This is a genomic window from Sphingobium sp. R-21 (assembly GCF_049913335.1).
Classification (GTDB): domain Bacteria; phylum Pseudomonadota; class Alphaproteobacteria; order Sphingomonadales; family Sphingomonadaceae; genus Sphingobium.
Genome location: NZ_CP184375.1, coordinates 1,477,176 through 1,493,305 on the forward strand (window position 1 = coordinate 1,477,176; position 16,130 = coordinate 1,493,305).

Annotated in this window: 11 protein-coding genes; 1 reads left to right on the plus strand and 10 read right to left on the minus strand. The window is 64.4% G+C overall.

The genetic code is table 11. From position 1 onward, the window contains the following. Window positions 1–13 precede the first annotated feature (13 nt). Both ACN9MX_RS21220 and ACN9MX_RS21225 read right to left on the minus strand, forming a co-directional pair. Window positions 14–1,336, minus strand: coding sequence for an MFS transporter (locus ACN9MX_RS21220; protein ID WP_363736331.1), 1,323 nt, complete (start codon window positions 1,334–1,336; stop codon window positions 14–16). Beyond that, the gene (locus tag ACN9MX_RS21225; protein ID WP_363829001.1) at window positions 1,333–2,178 is read right to left on the minus strand and encodes a substrate-binding domain-containing protein; all 846 of its coding nucleotides are present in this window, start codon (window positions 2,176–2,178) and stop codon (window positions 1,333–1,335) included. The genes ACN9MX_RS21220 and ACN9MX_RS21225 overlap by 4 nt, the downstream gene beginning before the upstream one ends. A 165-nt stretch (window positions 2,179–2,343) precedes the next feature. Between ACN9MX_RS21225 and ACN9MX_RS21230 the strand changes: the two genes are divergently transcribed. Then, window positions 2,344–3,588, plus strand: a complete 1,245-nt coding sequence (locus ACN9MX_RS21230) for a cation:dicarboxylate symporter family transporter (RefSeq protein WP_426387707.1) — start codon at window positions 2,344–2,346, stop codon at window positions 3,586–3,588. Here ACN9MX_RS21230 and ACN9MX_RS21235 read toward each other — a convergent pair. The 8 genes from ACN9MX_RS21235 to ACN9MX_RS21270 all read right to left on the minus strand — a co-directional run bounded on the left by ACN9MX_RS21235 (window position 3,554) and on the right by ACN9MX_RS21270 (window position 16,123). Then, window positions 3,554–4,456, minus strand: a complete 903-nt coding sequence (locus ACN9MX_RS21235) for a LysR family transcriptional regulator (RefSeq protein WP_363829007.1) — start codon at window positions 4,454–4,456, stop codon at window positions 3,554–3,556. The genes ACN9MX_RS21230 and ACN9MX_RS21235 overlap by 35 nt on opposite strands. Before the next feature lie 82 nt (window positions 4,457–4,538). Then, the gene (locus tag ACN9MX_RS21240; protein WP_363829009.1) at window positions 4,539–5,834 is read right to left on the minus strand and encodes a DUF3422 domain-containing protein; all 1,296 of its coding nucleotides are present in this window, start codon (window positions 5,832–5,834) and stop codon (window positions 4,539–4,541) included. 159 nt (window positions 5,835–5,993) lie between these two features. Next, on the minus strand, window positions 5,994–7,229 hold the full coding sequence (locus ACN9MX_RS21245; protein WP_363829012.1) for an SGNH/GDSL hydrolase family protein: 1,236 nt from the start codon (window positions 7,227–7,229) through the stop codon (window positions 5,994–5,996). A 66-nt stretch (window positions 7,230–7,295) separates the two neighbouring features. Next, window positions 7,296–10,226: a TonB-dependent receptor gene (locus tag ACN9MX_RS21250; protein ID WP_363829015.1), complete on the minus strand. Its 2,931-nt coding sequence runs from the start codon at window positions 10,224–10,226 to the stop codon at window positions 7,296–7,298. Window positions 10,227–10,339: 113 nt separating this feature from the next. After that, window positions 10,340–11,974: a DUF5597 domain-containing protein gene (locus tag ACN9MX_RS21255; protein ID WP_363829018.1), complete on the minus strand. Its 1,635-nt coding sequence runs from the start codon at window positions 11,972–11,974 to the stop codon at window positions 10,340–10,342. Beyond that, on the minus strand, window positions 11,971–13,443 hold the full coding sequence (locus ACN9MX_RS21260; RefSeq protein ID WP_363829021.1) for a mannitol dehydrogenase family protein: 1,473 nt from the start codon (window positions 13,441–13,443) through the stop codon (window positions 11,971–11,973). The genes ACN9MX_RS21255 and ACN9MX_RS21260 overlap by 4 nt, the downstream gene beginning before the upstream one ends. Next, window positions 13,440–14,852, minus strand: a complete 1,413-nt coding sequence (gene uxaC / locus ACN9MX_RS21265; protein WP_363829024.1) for a glucuronate isomerase — start codon at window positions 14,850–14,852, stop codon at window positions 13,440–13,442. The genes ACN9MX_RS21260 and uxaC overlap by 4 nt, the downstream gene beginning before the upstream one ends. Next, on the minus strand, window positions 14,849–16,123 hold the full coding sequence (locus tag ACN9MX_RS21270; protein ID WP_363829448.1) for an MFS transporter: 1,275 nt from the start codon (window positions 16,121–16,123) through the stop codon (window positions 14,849–14,851). Before ACN9MX_RS21270 ends, uxaC begins: the two co-directional genes overlap by 4 nt. Between the last annotated feature and the right edge of the window lie 7 nt (window positions 16,124–16,130).

Here is a 16,130-nt window from a genome sequence, read left to right on the forward strand (position 1 = left end):
AGCGAGGAAAGTCTCAGTCCTGTTCGATGGCCTTGCGATTGGCGCGACTGCCGATCAGCAGGGCGAGCAGGGAAAGAAGCGCCGCTGCGGCGCACCAGGCGCCGGGGATCGCCTTGTCCCCGGTCGCGCCGATGAGGGCGGTGCTGATCGCGGGGGTGAAGCCACCGAAGATCGCGGTCGCCGTGCTGTAGGCCAGGCTGAAGCCGACAGTGCGGACATGGCCCGGAATGACTTCGGTCAGATAGACGATGAAGGCGCCGTTATAGGTGGCGTAGATCGCGGCCAGCAGCAGTTCCACCGCCAGCAGCTTGCCGAAGGTCGGATCAGCCACCAGCCAGCTCATCAGCGGATAGGCAAGCGCCGCGCCCAGCAACGTCGCGGTGATCAGCAACGGGCGGCGGCCGACCTTGTCCGACAGCGCACCCATGACGGGCAGCAGAATGAAGTTGGTGAGGCCGACGCAGGCAGTCACGAGCAGGCTGTCGCCCGCGTCCAGGTTCAGCACCTTGCTGCCGAAGGTCGGGGTGTAGGCGGTGATCATGTAGAAAAACACGGTGGTCATGACCGCCATCAGCGCGCCTTGCAGCACGATGCCCCAGTTCGCGCCGATGATGCGCACGATCTGGCCGATCTGCGGATGCTCCTTGCGGTTCAGGAACGCCTCGGTCTCTTCGACATGGCGGCGGATGATGAAGAGGAAGGGGATCATCACGCAGCCGATGATGAAGGGCACGCGCCAGCCCCAGGCCTGCATGGTTTCAGGCGGCAGGCTCGTCGAGACGATGAGGCCGATCAGCGCGGCGAACACCACCGCCGCCTGCTGGCTGGCCGACTGCCAGGATGTGAAGAAGCCCTTGCGATGCGGCGGTGCGATCTCGTTCAGGTAGACCGACACGCCGCCGACCTCGACGCCGGCGGAAAGTCCCTGGACCAGCCGGCCGACCAGGATGATGAGCGGCGCCGCAAGGCCGATCTGCTCATAGGTCGGGGTGATCGCGATGGCGAGCGTACCGAGCGCCATCAGCCCCAGCACGAGCAGCAGCCCCTTGCGGCGGCCATGATGGTCGACATAGGCGCCCAGAACCAGCGCGCCGACCGGCCGCATGAGGAATCCGGCGCCGAAAGTCATCAATGTCAGCAGCAGCGAGGCGAACTCGCTGCCGGTGGGAAAGAACGCCTTCGAGATGTAGGTGGCGTAATAGCCGAACACCATGAAGTCGAACATCTCCAGGAAGTTGCCGCTGGCCACGATGAAGATGGATTTGAAGGCCGACTTCTTCCTGTCGGTTGCCGCTTCAGTGAAATCGGCTGAGGCCGTGTGGGTCTGGGCGGTCATGGGGTCACCTTTTGCGATGCCGGTTCAAGGCCGCTTTCACGAATGATGCTGTAGGCCTTGGGCGAGGAGAGATAGTCGAGCAGGGCCCGCGCCGTTTCGGGCTGGGGCGAATAGGCGACGATGCCGCCGGAAAAGGGTGTCACCTTCTGGAGCGAGTCCGGCAGCAGCCCGACGATGCGGATGCCCTTGACCGGCTTGAGTTCGGAGAGTTGCTGGAAACCGATCTCGGCCTCCCCCCTCGCCACGATCTCGCCGACCGGAGTAGCGGGGATCATCCGCCCTTTGGGACGAACCTGATCAGCGACGCCCAGCCTGTCCAGCATGGTCGTCTGGATGTAGACGCCACTGGCGCTGTCGGACCATGCGACCGACTTCGCGTTGAGCAAGGCAGTCCGGACGGCATCCGCGGTCGAGATGTCGGGAATGGGCGCGCCGTCCTTGACCGCCACGGCGATCTTGGAGAGCCCCAGATCGATCTCCGTGCCGCGGCTGACCTGACCTGCGGCGACCAGCTTATCCAGTGCGGAACGCGCGAGTATGACGACGTCGGCCGGTTCATGGCGGGCAAGGCGCGCGGGAATCGCGTTGCTGGTTTCGCCCATGGATGGCCCATGTTCCGTCACGATCCGGGTGCCGGTTTCGGTGCGATATTGCGCGGCGAGCCTGTCAAAGGCCGCGCTGAAACCGCCCGATGTCAGCACGTGGATTTCGGCGGGCCGGGCGGCCATGTCGGCGGAGGTCTGGCAGGCGGAAAGCAGCAATGCCGCAAAGGTCGCCATGGATACGCGCGACACATTGCGGCGCAGGGCCGACAGCATCGCGGTCACGACGGATCGCTCCATGCCATTTGCATTGCACCTCTCCTTCAAATCCATTCTGTCCGCTGGCAGGAAGAAGATCCTGCCGGCGCCTGCATTCAGTTGACGATAGAAGCGGGTCCGAATATTTTTATCAAATGCAATGAATGGTCCATGTGATGCATTTTACGCATAAATGGGAGGCGGGGCTTGTTGCGACAGCTATATGTTCAGATGATCCTGGGGGTGGTTGCGGGGACCATCCTGGGATATGTCTGGCCCAATGCGGGCGTGGCCCTCGGCCCATTAGGCATAGCCTTCATCAAGACGATGCGCATGATGGTTCCGCCCATCCTGTTCTGCACGATCGTCGACGGCATCGTTTTGCATGGCGGCGCGCTGCGCACCGGTTCAACCATCGTCCGCGCGCTGATCGTCTTTCTAGCGATCACCATCCTGGCGCTTCTTTCCGGAACCGTCGTCGCCGGCCTGATGCAGCCCGGAGCTGGCCTGAACCTGCATGCCGTCGCCATGAACCAGGATATGCATCGGCAATTGGCGGGCCCACCAATCAACGGTCCCGGCGAATTCCTGCTGCGCATGATACCGGACACCTTCTTTTCCGCCTTCACGGCCGGCGACGTGCTGCCGGTCCTTTTCATTGCCGGACTGGTGGGATTCGGACTGGTCCGGATCGGCGCTTCGGGCGAGCCGATCGTCCGGGGCCTGCGGGCGCTCACGCAATTGCAGTTCACGATATTCGGCTTTCTGGTACGCCTCGCCCCCGTCGGCGCCTTTGGCGCGATCGCCTATACCGTTGGCGCCTATGGCATCGGTTTCATCGGTTCGCTCGGCATGCTGATCGCGACCCTCGCCATCGCGTGCCTGATGCTGGCCTCTTGCCTCCTCATGGCCGTTCGGCTCGCGACCGGCATGCCGATATGGAAGCTGATCCGTCATTTCCGCGACGAGTTGCTGATCGTCGTCGGCACATCGTCGAGCGAGGTCGTCCTCCCCCGCCTCATCACCAAACTCGAGCGACTGGGCGCAAGTCCTGCTGTCGTCGGTCTGACCGTGCCGCTGGGCTATACGCTCAACCTTGCCGGCACCGCCGTCTACCTGACCGTCGCCACCCTGTTTCTTGCAGAGGCTCTCGGCATTCCGCTGCCCCCCGACAGGCTCGCCCTGTACCTGCTCGTCATGCTGGTGACGTCGAAGACAGCCGCGGGGGTCACGGGCAGCGGCTTCTCGGCCCTGTTGCTGACATTGTCGCTGCTGCCGGACATTCCGGTGGGGGCTGCCGCCATGCTGATCGCCGTCGATCGCGTGCTGTCCGCCATCAGGGCGACCACCAGCGGCCTTGCCAACATCAGCGCCACATTGCTTCTGGCGCGCTGGGACGGCGCAACGATCGGAGAGGTCAGGCCGAAGCCCATGCCTCCGACAAAAGGGTGACGAGCCGTTCGGCCGCAGGTGAGATGGGGGCTGCAGGGCGCTTCAGCAGTCCGATCGTGCGGACGATCACCGGCTCGCCAAGAGGACGCCACACCAGATCGCGCGCTTCAGGGCCTGCGCAGGCAAGCCTTGGAAGAACGGAGGGGCCAAGGCCTGCGTCCACCAGGGCGAGCGCGGACGTAAGGCGGGTCACCTCGTAAAACCAGCTGAGCTGGATGCCCTGGGCCGCCAGCCCTGCTTCAAGGGTGGTGCGATTACCGCTCGCCCTGTGGACCGTGATCAGCCGCTTACCCACCAGATCGCCCCAGCCGACATTCGGCAGCATGGCAAGCGGATCGTCCCGGTGGCAGACAAGCCCGTAGGGATCATCGTGCAATGGCGAGAAGGAGAGGTCGGCGTCCGTCGAAACCGGCAGCGACAGGCCGAATTCCGCCTCCCCCGTTCTGACTGCCTCAGCACATTCGGTGGCCGACAGGTCCAGGATTCGGACGCGGGTGTTGCGATAATCCTCCCCGAATTTCTGCAGCACCTCAGGCATGAACCGCACCGTGGCGCTGGGCACGCTGGCCAGGGTGATGCGACCCGCCTGCCGCTCCCCCTGGGCCATGAGCCCGATGAGCGAGCCGTCGAATTCGTCCAACATGCGTCGGATCAGCGGAAGCACCTCACGCCCCGACGGGGTCAGCCGCACCGTTCGCGTCGTGCGTTCGATCAGCACCGATCCCACGGCGCTTTCCAGCTTCTGTATCCGCCGGCTGAGCGCGGGTTGCGACAGGTTGAGCTGCTGTGCCGCGCGATGGAAGCTTCGCCCCTCCGCCACCGCGACCAGCGCGCGAAGATCAAGCAATTCGCAATTTATCATTTCCATCGTCCCGCCGGCGAACAAACTCGATCAGCGTTTTAGCGGAGTTTGCCGAACCGGCACGCATTTTCGCGTTTCGAAACCCGCCCTAATGCCCGTCACCGGACGGCCGCTTCACCTTCCTGATCTGGCCGACCCCTATGAAAACGCCGATGATCGTCAGCGGGAAAAGCGCGACGTCGATCCAGCCGGGCAGATGCAATCCCTGATGCTCCAGCGCTTCCTTCAGATGATGCCAAAGGCCCAGTGCATAATAGCTGATCGCCACCACCGACAGCCCTTCAACCGTATGCTGGAGCCGTAATTGCAGCGCCGTCCGGCGATCCATGGATGCCAGCAGATCGCGATTCCGCCGCGCGAGAGCGGTGTCGACCCGGGTGCGCAGCAGGGCGCTGGTCCAGGCGGCGCGCTGCGCCAGATCCTCCAGTCGCCGGTTGAACGCATCGCAGGTCCGCATGGCCGGCAGCAACCGTCGCTCCGTGAAATCGTCGAGCGATCGGTAACCGCGCACGGGCGCGACCGCGAGGCGGCGGATGCGGTCGCGGCAGATTTCCGCATAGGCCTGTGTCGCGCTCATGCGGTAGCGGGTGCGCGCCACGATCTCGGCCAGTTCGGCGCTCAGGGCGGAAAGCAGCTCCAGCACCTGATCAGCGTCGGCATCCTTTTGGGCCACGCGGCTCGTGATCGCCGTCAGCCGCTGTTCAAGCCCGTTCAGCAGAGGCGTCGCCTGCTGCGCCTCGGGCAGGCCCAGCAGGGCGATCTTGCGGTAATTGCCCAATTCCTGAAGCCGCTGGACCAGTTGCGAACTTTCGTCGCCCACCAGTCCCCTATCATGGATGAGCAGTCGGCCAAAACCATCGCCATGCAGGCGAAAGTCGCTCCAGATGCGGGCATGACCGTCCGCCACGTCGGAGATGATAAGGTCTTCGGTGGCAAAATGCGCGGCGATGGCGGCCGGCGGCGGTTCATTCATGACCATCGCGATCTGTGTCGACCGGATCACCCGGCCCGGCATGTCGGCCATCCAGGCGGGCACATTGGCAAATGGCGCGAGGTCGAACAAGCTCGCACCTTCGACCGGCGCGAGGAAACTGTAGGTCATGAATTCGGTATGACGCTCCCAGGAGAAATGGAGGTCACCGACCCGGCCGGCGAGGAAGCGATCGCCGGGCTTGAGGGCAGGAAAACGTTCGGACAGCAGGGCAATGCCCTTTTCGGCCTGCGCTTCGTCCACCAGCAGCACGAACTGAAGCGCGAGGGCAGGCGCATCGAAGCGGGACAGGCCGCGAACATGCATTTCCCGCGAAAGGGATGCGCGCAGCGGATGATTGCGCTGGCCGAGCGCTGCAAAGGGATCGGCCGGGATGCTGGTCATGTCGTCCATGGCATTCCTTGGCGCCCTGCTTCATCAAGTCCGACAATATCGTCGCTGTCGATTCATAATGGCAGGATCGCGGTTGGCAATCCGCCCTGCCCGAAAGGATGAGGGGCGAGTGCAGGCTGCATGCGCACCTCGAAACAGAGGGGATGAACGCGCCGGCGGCTAGTTGAAGAGATCGAGCGGTATCGCCTCGGCCATGGCGCGATAGCCCTCCGGTGAGGGATGCAGCGCGTCGCCCACATCATAGCGCGGGAGCAGGCGGTCAGGACGGGCCGGATCGCGCATCGCCCGATCGAAGTCGACCACACCGTCAAAATTCCCCGGCTCGCGGATCCAGCGGTTCACGGCCTGCCGGTCGGCTTCGTTCCGGGCGTCGGGATGATAATAATCATTGCCCGCGAATGGCAGGATGGTGCCGCCGATCACCTTGATGCCCTTCGCCCGGGCGCGCAGCACGATCTGCCGGTAGGCGCCGATGATGCGCGATACCAGGCGGGCATGCTCCACGTCGCTGACCGGCGTTTCGCGGGTGAGCGTGCCGATGTCGTTAATGCCTTCAAGCAGGATCAGATAACGCACGCCCGGCTGCGCCAGCACATCTCGGTCCAGCCGGGCAAGCGCATTGGGCCCAAGACCGTCGTTCAGCAGGCGGTTGCCGCCGATGCCCTGATTGACGATCACCAGATGGCGCGTCGCCGGATCGGCCTGCAACCGCTGGGCGAGACGGTCGGTCCAGCGATCATTGCCGTTCGTGGTCGAGCCCCGGCCGTCGGTGATGGAATCGCCGAGCGCGACGATCAACTGCGCCGCCGTGCAGCGCTCCACCTCCAGCGCGGCGAGCGAAAACCAATGGTCGACGGCCTGCGCGCCCGCCATGGCGGCATCGCCCAGATGGTCGCCCCTGAGCAGCCAGGATGTCGCCCGCGATCCGGGATGAGAGGTCTGGCCCGACGGTTCCTCGGCAAAGGCGATGGTGATCGCCAGATCGTCAAAGGCGCGGACCGGCAAGCCTATCGGATCGGATAGATAATCGGCACCGGCCGGGATCGTCACTTCGCTGCGCCCGTCGAAGCGGAGCGGGATGACAGTCTTCGCGTCGATCGCCGCTGATCCGGCGCGCAGCGCCCGCGCGATGCTGGCGCCCTTCAAGTGCAGAGGCGCGGTGCCCGTCTGGTTGGAAAGGCGCACCCGCAGCCGGTTCCCCGCAATGGATGGGCGGACGATCTGCCGCAGGCTGCTGTCCGTCAATGTCCCCGGCGCCAGCGCATTGTCCCCGTTCGGCGCCATCTGGGCGGATGCCCAGGCCACGGTCCATTGCCCCCGGCACGGCGCGCCCCAGGCCGGCATCGCGACGAACGCCGCGAGGGGAAGCAGGACGGGAGCAAAGGTCAACCGCATGGACTTGTCCTTGACGATAGAAAAATGGGCCGGTCTTGCAACCGGCCCAGGGTCCTTGGGGGAGGATCAGAAGTTCGCGCGGATGCCCGCCAATATGGTTCGTCCCGGATAATAGATCGAATAGGGCGCATTATCATATTCGAATGTTGTGCGGATGGGCTCGTTCGTGATGTTGAGTACGTCGAGCGTCAGGCGCATCGCCTTGTTGAGGAACGGCAGTTGATAGCCTGCCGACAGATCGAGCTGGCCACGGGCATCATTGCGCAGGGCCGCGCCAGTAATGCCGTTCTGCGGCGCGTTGACTGCGATCGACTTGTCGTTCCAGACATAGTTCAGGCTGATCGAGAGGCCGTTATTTTCATAGAATCCCTGGAGATTATAGGACCATTTGGAAACGCCCGTTGCGACCAGCTTCGTCGCCTGCCCCGGCATCAGCTTCGAAGACTGCTTGAGATAGGTTCCATTGGCCGAGAAGCCGAGCCCCTTCACCAGGAAGTCGAGCGGCTGCACCCAGGTCGCCTCAATGCCCTTGATCTTGAGGTCGCTGAGGTTGATCGGCCGGTCCACGGAAACGGTCAGGTCATTGATCGGCACGCCGGTCGATGCCGCACGGTTGGTCAATGCCTGCTGCTGGGTCGCGAGGAGGCTGTCATAAGGGATATTGAGCGAGGCGAAGGTGACATCCCGCGGATCGATGACAGTGAAACCCTGAACGTTCTTCATGAACAGCGAAAGGCCGACATAGCCAATGCCGCCCGTATAGAACTCACCACCCATGTCATAATTGTCGGAAGTATAGGGCTTGAGATCCGGGTTGCCTGCATTGGCTACCAGTGCCGTAGGATCGGTGAAGGTCACGCCCGGCAGGATCTGGCTCGCATCCGGCCGCGTCATGGTCCGCGAGGCGGAGGCGCGCAGCTTCACATTGTCGGCAATGTCGTAGGTCAGGTTGATGGAGGGAAGGAAATTGTCATATTTCGACCGCGAGGTTATGTCGACGATCGCCGCGCCCACCTGGCTGGGTCCGACCACCAGTTGGTTGGTGGCGGCGTAGCGCATGCCGGCATTGATGTGCAGGTCGCGGTCCGCAATGGTAGTGACGCCGTTCAGTTCGAAATAGGCGCCCCACACCTTCTCATCCATGTCGCCCGTCGCGCCGCCCGTCACCGCGCCGCGCGTTTCCGGCGCGCTGTCGCGATAGCTGTAATAGTCGGTGGCGTCCTTGATCGCGCCGAAATCGGGCATGATGAAGGCGTTGTAGCCGATGTTGCGACCCGCCAGATGCCCGAAATTGCTGACCGTCATCGGCATCAGATATTGCGGAATGGCGCCGGTCGGGATCGATCCGGTGGCACCGGTGCAGCCCGTTCCGCAGACCGAGAGCTGATAGGCCTGGCTGTTATCATAGGCGCGGATGGAGCGGGTCGCCCGGTCATAGGCGGCACCGACCTTCACGTTGAACATCGCGTCGCCCAGGGTGACATCCAGATGCGCGCCCTTGGTCTCCGTCTTGCGGCGGACCAGCGCAACATTCTGGCGATACCATTGCCAACCCAGATTGGGATCGTTCAAGTCGATATTGGTCGTGATCGACGGATAATAGCCGTTGCTGTTGTCATAATAGACGTCCACGCCCGAATTGGGCGGCGTCTGGAACGCAAAGGTCGGCTGTTCGCGGAAGAAACGGCTCTTGGAATAATTGGCGCTGAGGTCGACTTTCAGCGTTTCGGTCGGCTGCCAACTCAGGCTGGGATTGATGTTCCAGAACTTCGTCGTCTGCTTGAACTGGCTCGCCTCCAGAAAGAAGGAAGAGTTGGCGAAGGTACCCGAAGTCACGACCCCGTTGTCGTCGACGGTGAGGTCGATGGGAATCATGCCGCCGGTCGCCTGCGCGCCGGTGCCGGGACCGGAATTGCGGACCTGCCAGTTCATGTTGATACGCGAATAGTCGCGCTTCGACTTGGCCCAGATGCCGTCGAGGGCAAAGTGCAGCGTGTCGCTGGGCCGCCATTCGAGCGAGGCCAGGGCGGAAATGCGCGAACGGTCGCCATCGGTCAGGGTGTTGCGGCCCAGTCGGGGAAGCAATGCCGTGCTGAGTTGGCTGCGGGTCAGGCCCGAAGTCGCGACGACATCGACCGGCTGACCGGGAATGAGGCCATGGCCTGCATTGGCGGGAACCGTCGAGGCCCAGAAGAAATTGTTGCCGCCGGGATCGGCCACGCCATTGACCATTCCCAGATTGCCGTCAGTCCAGCCGACCGTGTCAAAGCCGTCGACGCGCGTCTTCGTCTTGACGCCGGCCACGCCCACCAGGATGCCGAAACTATCCGTCGTGTGGCTGGCGACGATCGCGCCGCGCGGGCTCAGCTTCTCATTGCTGTCGGTATATTGGCCCTGCGCCACCACGGTGACATGGGTGCCCGGCTTGTCGAAGGGACGGGCGTTGCGCAGGTTGACGGTGCCCGCGATGCCGCCTTCCAGCGTCGAGGGCGACGGCGTCTTGGCAAGATCCAGGCGGGTGAAGAGTTCGGAGGGGAAGAAGTCAAGATCGACCTCCCGGTTGGCGCTGCCGCCATTCGTGCCGCCGTCAGAGGCGACCTGAAGCTGGGAGCCGTTTAGGAGAACACGGGTGAAGCTGGCCCCGAGGCCGCGGATCGCGACCTGCGTCCCTTCGCCGCTGATGTCGCGGGTCAGGCGCACGCCGGGCATGCGGTTCAGCGTTTCGGCCAGGTTGGTCGCGGGCAGCTTGCCGATATCTTCCGCAAAGATGGAGTCGCCGAAGGCGACTGCGTTCTTCTTGGCATTGGTGGCGCTTTGCAGGCTGCCGCGGATGCCGGTCACGACGATGTCGGCTGCTTCATCCTGCTGGGCGACGGGCTGAGGAGCGGGCTGGGCCGCGCTGTCCTGGGCGATCGCGGCCTGAGCCAGCGTCAGCGCGCCAAAGGCCGAGGCCGCGCAGAGCGCCAGGCGAAAAGAGCGAATATGAGAATCAACCATTTGAAAATCCCCTCCTGAGCGCGGCTCCCGCCTATCCGGTGAACCTGTCTGGTAGCGCTATCAGTTCGGCGTTGATAAACCCTGAGTTTATTTTGTCAAGACCGGAGCCATGATTATTGGTAACGGTACAAGCGGACCTTCTGGATCTGGAAATCGCCGGTGGGAAGCTGGATATGACGCCCCTGATGGGTCTGGTCGCCGTTCAGCAACCGTCCTGCGATCCAGGTGCCGTGGGCATCAAAATGCCCTTCCCAGGCGCTGTCGATCCCGGCGAGACTCGGGCCTGCTCCCACCGGAGCGAAGGTGACGGTGATGCCCTGCCCGGCGATCAGATAGTCTTCCGGCCCTGTCTGGATGATGATGCCGGCTGCGTTACCGGTATCAGGGGTGGCGACAGGCTTCTGGATATCGGCAAAGGCCACGGTGAAACGGTAATTGCCGATCGTCTCCGTAACCGGCTCATGGACCAGCGTTTCGTCATAGAGCGATTTCGGGCGAAAAGCCGACATGCGACCCATGCCCTGCGCGGCCAGGATATGGGGGCTGAGCTGTTCCAGCAGGTCGTAGGCTTCGCCCAATGCGCCCGGCTTCTCGTCGATCGACTCGATGGAGAAGGGGCCAAAGCCGATCGCGTCCAGCTTGCCTATGGCGTAAAAGGCGTTGCCCGGCACCTGGGGATGGTCGGCATTATTGGCTTCGGGGACGAACAGCGGATTGTCGGGCCGCTTGTAGATGTTCACGATGTCGACGAAGTTCGGGAAATAAATGTCCGGGGCCAGGAAATCTATCGCGGGTGCCCCCGCCTTCCAGATGTCGATCAGATGCGGCAGCGGTCCGCCGCTCGGATATTCGCCGGGCAGGCGGCCAGGGCGGTTGAGCGCCACATTGACATAGAGGGGCATCGGATAAACGGCCTTGCCCGCACGGGCCAGCGCATCGGCAAAGCGGGCATAGTGCCAGGCGGTGAAGATTTCCTCCGCCGCATGGCCTGGGCCAAACACTTCAGACCAGGTGCCGCTGGTCCTGCTCCCCTGTTCCTCCCACAGGCGCTTCATCTGCGGGACCAGAACGTCCCGATGATGCTGCAAATAAGTGGTGAGTTCGGCGGGCACCGGCGCCTTGAACGCCGCATCGGCCAATGCGCCATAGTCGCGGGCAACGGGCAGCATGCCGATCTCATTTTCCACCTGGGTCATGAGGACCGTGTTCTGCCTGTCATCCACCGCCTTGATATGCGCCATCAGCGCGGCGAAGGCTCTCTGATCGGCCTCCAGCGTCGCAGGCTCCATGGCGGAGAGGATTTCGACGCCCTGCCCATTGGGCAGCCGCGCGCGCGGAAAGCGGCCCTGGTCGCGCTTCACCCAGGCGGGCACATAGGTCGACATGCTGTTCTTCCAGGCGCCGAACCAGAGGATGACCAGCTTCAGATCATTGGCCCGCGCATCGCGGATCAGCGCATCCACCGAGGAAAAGTCGAATCTGCCCTCCTCCGGCTCGATCAGTTCCCAGGAGACTGGCGCCAGCACGGTGTTGAGGTGCATGGCCTTCAGCCGCTTCCAGTGCGGCGCCATATAGGCTGCGCTAGACGCGCTGCTGTTGCCCAGCTCGCCTGCGATCAGCAGCATCGGCTTGCCCTGCATGCTGATCTGCGTGGCGCTGCCCTGCCGGACCAGCCGGGGCGGTTCGGCCTGCGCCGCGGCGATCGCAAGCGCGGCGACGGCGGCGCCGATCTTCGCCCATTGCATCATATCTCTCCCTGAAAGGTCGCCAGCGTGGCCAGCGCGCCCTGCGTTTCGAGCATGGCGAGCCAGCGCGTCAGCGCCATGCGGAAGGCCCCATTCTCCGCCAATGCGGGCGGAACGACAGCGTCGACGCGCAGGATCGCGGCGACCCGCTCCTCCGTTGTGCCCGCACCCTTCAGGCGGGCGGCGATCATGCCTGCAAGCGGATCGTCGACGTCATGCGCGTTGCCGAGATCATCCTGTCCCGCCTGCCAACGCAGCCAGGCCGCCACGGCAAGCGAAAGCGCCTTTATCCCCTTCCCGGTTGCCAGCCTCGCAGCGATCGGGGCGAGCAGGCGCTGGGGCAGCTTCTGCGATCCGTCCATGGCGATCTGCCGCGTGCGATGGCGCAGCGTCGGATTGTCGAAACGGGCCATCAGCTCGCGGCGATAGAGGGCGATGTTCAGTTCGGGCGGCGGCGACAGCGTCGTCTGCGCCTCGTCCCACAGGGCCTCGACGAAGGCACGCGCCGCGGGCAGCGCCAGCACCTCATGCACATGCTCGATACCGGCCAGGCCGCCCAGATAGGCAATGCCGCTATGCGCGCCATTCAGCAGGCGCAGCTTCGCCTCTTCCCAGGGGGCGACGGCCGCCGTGAGTTGCACCCCCGCTCCGAATTCCGGACGCGGGCCGCAAAATCGATCCTCGATCACCCATTGGGTGAAGGGTTCGGTCTTGATCATAGCGTGGTCGGCCACATCAAGACGTGCCGCGAGGGCGGCCACATCCTCCGCCGTGGTGGCGGGCACGATCCGGTCGACCATCGTTTCTGGAAAGGCCCCTTCTTCCGCAATCCACTCCGCCAGCGGGGCATCGTGACGGTGCGCGAGCGCCAGTACGGCGTTGCGCAGCCTTCGGCCGTTATGCGGCAGGTTGTCGCAGGAGATCGCCGTGAAGGGCGGCAGGCCCAACGCCTTCCGCTTCGCCAGAGCCGCCACCAGATAGCCCGGCGCCGTCTGCGGCCGGGTGAGCGAGGCCAGATCCGCCGCCAGTTGCGGATCATGCTCGATCAACTCGCCGGTAGCGGGGTCCAGCTTGTAGCCCTTCTCCGTAATGGTCAGCGTCACGATATGCGTGTGAGGCGATGCGAGGGCATCCAGCAGCGCCAGAGGCTCCTCCGGCGCGACGATGACCCGCTGGACTGCGCCGATGATCTGGGCGTGCTCGGACGAGCCGTCCCGCACGAGCATGGTGTAGAGGCCGTCCTGCGGCGCCATCTGGTCGCGCACCCGCGGCGAACGCAAGGACGCGGCGACGATGCCCCAGCGCAGGTCGCCGGCATTCAGCACGTCGTCGAACACCGCCGCCTGATGCGCGCGGTGAAAGGCGCCGATGCCCAGATGAACGACGCCGGGCCTGACCGCAGCGCGATCATAGGCAGGCCGAATCACATCATCGGGCAACGCATCGAGCGTCGCGGAGGACAGCCGCCTCACAGCCTGTAGGCCTGCTTCACCAGATCGTAGGACAAGGCACGCACCAGTTCGAACGCCTCATCTTCCTCCAGCCGGTGTTCGGCCACCAGCCGCGCCAGCCAGGCACAGTCCATCCGGCGCGCCATGTCGTGCCGCGCCGGGATCGACAGGAAGGCACGGGTGTCGTCGTTGAAACCGACCGTGTTGTAGAAGCCCGCCGTCTCTGTCGCGCACTCGCGGAAGCGGCGCATCCCTTCCGGACTGTCATGGAACCACCAGGGCGGACCGAGCCTCAAGGCAGGGTAATGGCCCGCCAGCGGCGCGAGTTCGCGGGAGTAGACATCCTCGTCCAGCGTGAAGAGGATCAGCATCAGCCGGGGATCATTGCCATAGAGGTCAAGCAGGGGCTTGAGCGCCTGGACAAACTCGCCAGCCGCCGGGATGTCACCGCCCTTGTCCCTGCCGAAACGTGTCAGGACGGCTGCATTATGGCTGCGGTGCACGCCGGGATGCAACTGCATCACCATGCCGTCCTCGATCGACATGCGCGCCATTTCCACCAGCATGTGGCCGCGGAACAGTTCGGCATCGCTGGCGCTGGCGGGACCGGACATGACGCTGGCATAAAGCGCCTCGATCTCCGCCCTGCCCAGATGCGCGGTGAAGGCCGTGGGATGGCCATGGTCGGTTGAGGTGGCGCCGGCCTCGCGAAAGTCGGCGCGGCGTTTTTCATGGGCGCGCAGATAGCCCGCGAAGCTCCCCGCATCCTCCCCTGCCATGGCGCAGAACGCACGGACATTGTCGGCAAAGCCGCGCACGGACGGGTCCATCACCGGGTCCGGCCGATAGGCGGTGACGACCCTGCCGCCCCAGCCCGACGCCCGGATCGCGCGATGGTGATCGAGCGGGTCCAGCGGTCCTTCCGTAGTGGCGATGACCTCTATATCGAAGCGCTCGAAGAGGGCGCGGGGACGGAAGTCGGGCGTCTTCAGCGCCGCGTCGATGATGTCGTAATAATGATCTGCTGTGTCCGGGGACAGCCGGACGTCGATGCCGAAAACTTCGGCGAAGACCCAGTCGAGCCACATGCGGGACGGGGTGCCGCGGAACAGGTGATAATGGGCGGCGAACCTGTGCCAGATGGTTCGGGGATCGGTTTCGGTGGGGCTGCCGTCCCGGGTCGGCACGCCCAGCTCCTCCAGCTTGACGCCCTGGCTCATCAGCATGCGGAACACATAATGATCCGGGACGATCAGCAGTTCGGACGGGTTGGCGAAGGGATCGTCATAGGCGAACCAGCGCGGATCGGTATGGCCATGCGGGCTGACGATGGGCAGATCCCTGACCGTGGCGTGCAGTGCGCGGGCAATGTCGCGGGTACGCGGATCGGCAGGGAAAAGGCGGTCGGGGTGGAGCTTCAGCGGCTTCATGAACGGGATTCCGATAGGGTGACGGGCGCGTAGCGCGGCACGATGAGGTGGACGACCAGCAGCGCGACCAGATAGGCGCAGGCCGCGACGATGAAGATCGGCTGGAAGCTGCCGACGCTTTCCAGGATCATGCCGGCGAACTTCGCCATCAGCATGCCGCCGATGGCGCCCGACAGGCCGCCGAGGCCGACAACCGATCCCGCCATCCAGCGCGGAAAGAGGTCGCCGGGCAGGGCATAGACATTGGCGGAAAAGCCCTGATGCCCGGCGCAGGCGAGGCCGATCAGGCCGACCGCCACCCACAGGCCCGGCGCCTGCGCGGCGAAGGCGATGGGAAGGGCGCAGAGCGCGGCGCAGAACATCGCCGTCTTGCGGGCGCGGTTGATGCTCATGCCCCGGCCGATCAGGCGAGAGGACAACCAGCCGCCCGTGACCGATCCGACATCCGCCAGCAGATAGACGGCGATCAGCGGCGGGCCGAAGTCCAGCATCCTGACGCCATATTGCTTGTTGAAGAAGTCCGGCAGCCAGAAGAGGAAGGTCCACCACACCGGATCGATCAGGAAGCGGGCGGCGATATAGGCCCAGGTCTGGCGGTGGCGGAACAGGGTGCGCCACTTGACCGGGCGCTGCGGCTCCTGGGGGTCTGCCTCGATCCAGGCGAGTTCTTCCGGCGAGAGAGCCTTCTTCTCCCGCGGGCGGCGATAGAAGCCGAGCCATGCTGCCAGCCAGACCACGGTCAGCAGGCCGGTCAGGATGAAGGCCCAGCGCCAGCCCATGGTGACGGCGATGACCGGCACGATCAGCGGCGTCAGGATCGCGCCGACATTGGACCCGGCATTGAAGATGCCGATGGCGAAGGCGCGCTCCTTCCTGGGGAACCATTCGTTGGTCGCGGCGATGGCGGCCGGGAAGGTTCCCGCCTCCCCGATGGCGAGCGGGATGCGCGCAAGCAGCATGCTCGCCGTCGAGGTGAAGAAGATGTGCATGACATGGCCGACGGTCCAAAGCCCAACCGCCAGCGCATAGCCTGCCCGCGCCCCGATCCGGTCGATCAGCCGCCCGAAGAAGACATAGGAGATGCCGTAGCCCGCCTGGAACCAGATGGCGAGGTCGGCATAGCCGCTCTCGCTCCAGCCATAGCGGGCCTGAAGATCGGGCTTCAATGTCGGCAGGACCAGCCGGTCGACATAGCTGAGCACCACAGCCGCGAAGAGCAGGCTGCAGACCACCCAGCGGACTTTTCCTGAAGGTTTCGGGAGCGCCTGCATCATGAGA